Origin of the sequence: Rhodoplanes elegans (genome assembly GCF_016653355.1) — a bacterium.
GTDB lineage: Bacteria > Pseudomonadota > Alphaproteobacteria > Rhizobiales > Xanthobacteraceae > Rhodoplanes > Rhodoplanes elegans.
Genome location: NZ_NHSK01000012.1, coordinates 1 through 6480, shown reverse-complemented (window position 1 = coordinate 6480; position 6480 = coordinate 1). Strand labels below are relative to the sequence as shown.

At 68.5% G+C, this 6480-nt stretch carries 6 protein-coding genes and 1 pseudogene; 3 read left to right on the top strand and 4 right to left on the bottom strand.

Annotation, left to right across the window (positions count from 1 at the left end):
- The coding region (locus CCR97_RS00875; RefSeq protein WP_201159230.1) for a transposase at positions 1-198 on the top strand (198 nt) is incomplete at its 5' end.
- Here the strand turns inward: CCR97_RS00875 and CCR97_RS31505 are convergent.
- Positions 152-430 (bottom strand): annotated as a pseudogene (locus CCR97_RS31505) (hypothetical protein); the annotation flags it as partial. The gene CCR97_RS00875 and the pseudogene CCR97_RS31505 sit on opposite strands and share 47 nt — an antisense overlap.
- 469 nt (positions 431-899) lie before the next feature.
- Positions 900-2318, bottom strand: coding sequence for a mannose-1-phosphate guanylyltransferase/mannose-6-phosphate isomerase (locus tag CCR97_RS00865; RefSeq protein WP_201159229.1), 1419 nt, complete (start codon positions 2316-2318; stop codon positions 900-902).
- Between the two features lie 294 nt (positions 2319-2612).
- Between CCR97_RS00865 and CCR97_RS00860 the strand changes: the two genes are divergently transcribed.
- Both CCR97_RS00860 and CCR97_RS00855 read left to right on the top strand, forming a co-directional pair.
- The gene (locus CCR97_RS00860) at positions 2613-3236 is read left to right on the top strand and encodes a flavin reductase family protein (protein ID WP_201159231.1); all 624 of its coding nucleotides are present in this window, start codon (positions 2613-2615) and stop codon (positions 3234-3236) included.
- 274 nt (positions 3237-3510) lie between these two features.
- On the top strand, positions 3511-3660 hold the full coding sequence (locus CCR97_RS00855) for a hypothetical protein (RefSeq protein WP_170146041.1): 150 nt from the start codon (positions 3511-3513) through the stop codon (positions 3658-3660).
- Between the two features lie 69 nt (positions 3661-3729).
- On the opposite strand, the gene rfaE1 is transcribed toward CCR97_RS00855, so the two are convergent.
- Positions 3730-5244, bottom strand: a complete 1515-nt coding sequence (rfaE1, locus tag CCR97_RS00850) for a D-glycero-beta-D-manno-heptose-7-phosphate kinase (RefSeq protein WP_111359793.1) — start codon at positions 5242-5244, stop codon at positions 3730-3732.
- Between the two features lie 147 nt (positions 5245-5391).
- A complete protein-coding gene (gene rfaD / locus CCR97_RS00845; RefSeq protein WP_111359792.1) occupies positions 5392-6372 on the bottom strand; it encodes an ADP-glyceromanno-heptose 6-epimerase in 981 nt (326 codons plus the stop codon).
- Between the last annotated feature and the right edge of the window lie 108 nt (positions 6373-6480).

The window sequence follows — 6480 nt, the reverse complement described above, 5'->3', positions numbered from 1 at the left end:
CCGTCGCGCTCGCCGGAGCTCAACCCGGTCGAGAACGTCTGGCAGTTCCTGCGCGGCAACTGGCTCTCCAACCGCGTCTTCGACACCTACGACGACATCGTCGACGCCGCCTGCGACGCTTGGCGACGCCTCGTCGCCCAGCCGGAGACTATCACCTCGATCGGAATGCGAGCTCGGGCTCACATCGGTCAATCATGAGGGCCGTTGGTATGAAGCCGTCCAGTTCACGCGCAATCGTCGTGCAGACGACGGTCGTCTTTTTGCCTCGCGCGCTGAGCGCCCGATACCGCGCAGTCAATCGGGCTTGAGCTTTCCAGACGATCTCGCGCACTTTCGGCGGGACGTGTTCTAACTTATACAGTTTCTTCATTCCGACTTTTGGCGGATAACGATACGCCCGGGCGCTCTCGACTAAAAAGTGGCGAACACGTCATGCGATGCAACCCATATCCGGTCGGACCGGCCTCGTAACAAAAGTAAACCTGTTCGAGCTTGTTGCGAGCTTTTTTATAGCCCGGCGCATGCTCTCGTCGGATGAATCGAACTCCCCCAGAAACCGCACCTCTCCATCCCGACCACCTTCGGCAACTGCGATTGCGTACCGGGCTTTCGAAACGTCGATCCCATGAACGCTTCGCTATACTGTTCCATGGATCGTCCTCCTACGATGAGGATCGGCTCGGTCCCCGAGCAACCCTCGGGCACGTAGTGTAGGACGAGCCACACCCACCGGAGTCGGACATACGGTCTTATGGTCAATCATGAGGGCCGTGGGTATCGGGCCCCACGGCAAGGTTCAGCTTTCATGTCTTCGACCGCGTCTGTCGCGAGCACGGCATGGATCATGCGCCGCGCATCTTTTTGCTATCCATTTTCATCAAGCAACTGAATTCACCGAATCAGCTGCGCTGATAGATGTCCTCGATCCGGACGATGTCGTCCTCCCCCAAGTAGCTGCCGGTCTGCACCTCGATCAGCTCAAGCGGAATCTTGCCCGGATTGGCGAGGCGGTGGACCGTGCCGATGGGGATGAAGATCGACTGGTTCTCGTGCACGATCGACGTGGTGTTGCCGGTCGTCACCTCGGCGGCGCCTCGAACGACCACCCAGTGCTCGGCCCGGTGATAATGCCGCTGCAGCGAGAGCTGGGCGCCCGGCGACACGACAATGCGCTTCACCTGATAACGCTCGCCGCGGTCGAGCGAGTCGTAATGGCCCCACGGGCGATGGCACAGCCGGTGCGCCGTTGCCTCGCCGCGGCCCTGCTGCTTGAGCGCCGCGACCGCGCCCTTGACGTCCTCGGCGCGCGAGCGCGGCAGCACCAGCACGGCGTCGGGCGTCGTGACGATGACGAGGTCCTTGACGCCGAGCGCCACGGTCAGCCGGTCCTCGGCATGAATCACGCAGTCCTGCGTCTCGAAGGTCGCGGCCGGCCCGGACACCACGTTGCCGGCGGCGTCGCGCTCGGCGATGTCGAACACGGCGTCCCACGAGCCGACGTCGGACCAGCGGAAGCGCCCCTCGATCACGGCGGTGCGGTCGGTGCGCTCCATCACGGCGTAGTCGATCGACTTCTGCGGCGCCGCCCCGAACGCGTCGGCATCGAGCCGCACGAAGCCGAGATCGAGCGACGACTCGTCGACCGCGGCGACCACGGCGCGCGCCATCTCGGGCTCGAAGCGGGCGAGCTCGGAGAGCAGGGTCTCGGCACCGAACAGGAAGTTGCCCGAGTTCCACAGGTAGCCGTCGGCGACGTAGTGGGCGGCCGTGGCGGCGTCCGGCTTCTCGACGAAGGCGGCGACCTTGGCGACGCCTTCGATGCCGAGGCTCTCGCCGCGGCGGATGTAGCCGTAGCTGGTCTTGGGTGAGGCGGGCAGGATGCCGAACGTGACGATGTTCCCCGCGACGGCGGCCTCGAGGCCGGCCGCGCACGTCGCCTCGAACACGTCCTGATCGAGAATCACGTGATCGGCCGCGATCGCCAGCACCACGGCACCGGGGTCGCGGCTGCGGGCGAGCGCCGCGCCGGCCGCGATCGCCGGTCCGGAATCACGGCGCAGCGGCTCCAGCACGACGGTCGCATCGATCCCCAGCGCTTCGGCCTGGGTCTTGGCGAAGAAGCGGAAGTCGTTCGCCGTCATGACGATCGGCGGCGCGAACAGGTCCGGATTGGAGACCCGCGCCAGCGCCTGCTGGTAGGTCGAGCGATCGCCGACCAGCGGCAGGAACTGCTTCGGCATCGCGTCGCGCGACACCGGCCAGAGCCGCGTGCCGGAGCCGCCGGCGAGCAGCAGGGGGACGATTTTTGGACGAGCCATGGAGAAACCGTTGGAGACGCTGAACCGACCAAGCTTCGACGACCGGCCCGCCGACGGCGGCCGGCCCGCCAAGGGTGGCCCCGACCGGAGTGCACGCAAGCCGCGCGCGAGACGACCGCGACAGCCCCGAGGCGCGACGGCGCACCGCGCCTGCTTAAGGCATTTCAGGCGGAACGGAAACCCGACCCCGCCGCGCGGTGAACCGGCCGGCGCGGCGGCCCGCGGCGCGCCGCTCCACCGGCCCTGCGGCTTTGCGCCGACGGAGCGAGCGTCTAGTGTCGCGGCATGAGCGACCTGCACGAGAACGACGTTCACTTCTACGAGCCCGCGGCCGGCCACCGCCTGCCGCACGATCCCTTCAAGGCCCTGGTGGCGCCGCGGCCGATCGGCTGGATCTCGACCGTGAGCCCCGACGGGGTGCCGAACCTCGCGCCCTACAGCTACTTCAATGCGGTCTGCGACCAGCCGCCGATGATCGTGTTCTCGTCGCAGGGCCGCAAGCACAGCCTCCTGAACGCCGAGGCGACCGGCGAGTTCGTGTGGAGCATGGCGACCCGTGCCCTCGCCGCGGCCATGAACGCCACCTCGGCGACCGTGCCGGCCGAGGTCGACGAGTTCGGCCTCGCCGGCCTCGCGCCCGCGCCGAGCCGACTGGTCGAGCCGCCGCGCGTCGCGGCCTCGCCGGCGGCGCTCGAATGCCGGGTCGTGCAGATCGTCGAGCTGAAGGGCGTCGACGGCCGCTCGGCCGACCACTGGCTGACCATCGGCGAGGTGGTGGGCGTCCACATCGAGCGCGCGTATCTGCGCGACGGCCTGTTCGACACCGGCGCGGCGCATCCGATCATGCGCGGCGGCTACCGCGACCAGTATTTCGAGGCGGTGCCCGAGACGCTGTTCCGGATGACGCGGCCGAAGTGAGGCGACCGGTCATCCCGGGGGCGCGGGCACAAGCCCGCGGCCTTGGATCCTTACCCCCTGATTGCCGTTGGCAGCTGACGAGGGTGCCGCACCCCGGAACGACGGCGAGCCGATCGACCGGACTTGCCACGACCTGCAGAGACCGCAGAACCGTTTGGTGGGAATTACGGCTCCCGTGAACGTTACAGGTGCGCGATCCCGGTTGCGAATACATTGTATGCGCAACCGATGGAGGCAATGCATGTCAAGCGTCGTGGCCGGATATCTATCGGACATGGCGAAGCAGCTCGCCGCCATCGCGGCGCGAAACGACCACAGGACAGCGGCGCATCTGTTCCTCATGGCTCATCTCGACTTGGTGCCGCCGCAAATGGAAAGCCACGCCTCTCCGCCGGAAAAGAGCGACGGCGAGATCGCGGCCTGATCCCGAGATGTTAGAGCTCCAGATGCTCCGGCAAGCGGCGTTTTACTCCCAAAATAAGGGGAAACCGCCTCACCCCGGCATCGTGTCCGGCACGGCCGGGCCGCCAGCGCGGTCCGGCGCCTGGCCGGACTTCTTCAGGATGCCGGTGGTCGAGTGGCCCGGCACGAGATCGACCAGCACCACCTCGCCGCCATAGGACGCGACCACGTCGTGGCCGACCACCTGGTCGACCCGGTAGTCGGATCCCTTGATCAGCACATTGGGGCGCAGCCGCTTGATCAGCTCGATCGGCGTATCCTCCTCGAACACGGCGACGAGGTCGACGGCTTCGAGCGCGGCGAGCACGTCGGCGCGCGCGACGACGTCCTGGATCGGCCGGCCCTCGCCCTTCAGGCGCTTCACCGAGGCGTCGCTGTTGAGGCCGACGACGAGGCGGTCGCAGGCGGCGCGCGCCTGGCTCAGCACCCGGACATGTCCGGGATGCAGAATGTCGAAGCAGCCGTTGGTGAAGCCGATGCGCAGGCCCTGCTTGCGCCACGCCGCGACCCGCTCGCCGAGCAGCGCGTGGTCGAAGACGATCTTCTCCTCCGAGGCCAGCGCCGCCGCGGGCAGAAGCTGCGAGCGCAGCTCGAGCACCGAGACGGTCGCGGTGCCGCGCTTGCCGACGACGACGGCAGCGGCGGCGTTGGCGGCCCGCATCGCCGCCTCGAAGCCGGCCTCGGTGGCGAGCATCAAGGCGAGAACGGCGACCACGGTGTCGCCGGCGCCGGAGACGTCGCGCACCCGCACCGGCGCGGCCGGCACATGCACGGCCGAGCGCCCGGCCTCCTTGAGCAGCATGCCCTCCTCGCTCAGCGTCACGAGCAGGGCGTCGCTCTCGGCGGTGCGGCGCAGCTCCTCGGCGGCGACCGCGACCGTGTCGAGGTCGGCGAGCGGCCGGCGCGAGGCCTCGCCGAGCTCCTTGCGGTTCGGCGTGATCAGGGTGGCACCGCGATAGACCGCGAAGTCGCGCCCCTTCGGATCGACGATGACGGGCTTGCCGAGCGCCTTCGCCCGCGCGATCACGCCGCGCACGACGCGCGGCGTCAGCACGCCCTTGGCGTAGTCGGACAGCACCACGGCGCCGGCATCCGGCAGCACGGCGTCGACCTGCGCGAGGATCTCGTCCTCGATCGCCTCCGGCACGGGCGCAGCACGCTCCCAGTCGGCGCGCAGCAGGTGGCTCGAATAGTGCTCGGAGACGAAGCGCAGTTTTCGGATGGTCGGCCGCTCCGGATCGACCACGAGCCGTGCATCCACCCGTCCATCGTGACGCGCGAAGGCGTCGCGCAAGGTCTGGCCGGCGGCGTCGTCGCCGACGACGCCGACGAACACGCAGGCCGCGCCGAGCGTCGCGATGTTGCAGGCGACGTTGCCGGCGCCCCCGATGGTCGTCTCCTCGCGTTTCACGGCGATCACCGGCACGGGCGCCTCGGGCGACACCCGCGACACCTCGCCATAGACGAACTGGTCGAGCATCAGGTCGCCGACGCAGACGATGGTCTGCGAAGGGATGCGCGAGAGGGAGAGTTCGACGTCGAGCATGGGGCCTGCCGATCGGGGCGTGACTTCGTTTGAGCTCCAACCCGTCACCCTGAGGTGCTCGCCAAAGGCGAGCCTCGAAGGGCGACGGCCCTGGCCGCATCCTTCGAGGCCCGGCTACGCCGGGCACCTCAGGATGACGGGAGATGACTACCTGTACCGGTCCGCCCGGTCGAGGAAGCCGGTGACGTAGCGGCCGACCGCGTCCTCGAGCCGGGTGAAGCCGCCGTTGTAGCCGGCCCGGCGCAGCTTCTCGACCGAGGCCTGGGTGAAGTACTGGTACTGGTCGCGGATGGAGAGCGGCATGTCGACGTATTCGATGTTGGCCGGCTTGCCGAGCGCCGCGAACGCCGCCGTGATCAGATCACGAAAGCTCCGCGCCTCGCCGGTGCCGACGTTGAAGATCCCCGACACGGTCGGCGTGTCGAGGAACCAGCGCAGCACCGCCACGGCATCTTCGACGCAGATGAAGTCGCGGCGCTGATCGCCGTCGGCGATGCCGTCGCGGTGCGACTTGAACAGCGTCACGGTGCGGTCGGCCTTGACGTCCGCGAAGCGCTTCGCCACCAGGCTCGCCATCTCGCCCTTGTGGTACTCGTTCGGGCCGAACACGTTGAAGAACTTCAGGCCCACCCATTGCGGCGGCAGCGGCTCGCCGCGCGCCTGGCGGCCCTTCAGGGCGAGGTCGAACAGATGCTTGCTCCAGCCGTAGAGGTTCATCGGCGCGAGCTTGCGCAGCGCCCGGAGGTCCTCGTCGTCGACGAAGCCGCCCTCGCCGTTGCCGTAGGTCGCGGCCGACGAGGCGTAGATGAACGGGACACGGTTCTTGGTGCACCAGTCGAGCAGCATCAACGAGAGGCGGAAATTGCTCTCCATCACCTCGTCGCCGTCCCGCGCCGTGGTGTCGGAGTTCGCCCCCATGTGGATGACGGCGTCGAGCCGGCGGCCGTCGAGCCACCAGGCGAGATCCTCGGGCGGCACGAAATCGGCGATCTCGCGCTTGGCGAGGTTCCGCCACTTCGCCTCGGTGCCCAGCCAGTCGTTGACGACGACATCGGTGCGGCCGGCCTCGTTGAGACTCGCCACCACGTTGGAGCCGATGAAGCCCGCCCCGCCCGTCACCAACAGCATCGTCGCGATCCACCTGTTCGGCCGGGCGTCCCGGCCGGTTCGGCCGGTCCGATCGGCCATCAGCCGGCCGCCGGACCAACGGCCGGCCGCCGGGCCGGCCGGGTTCCC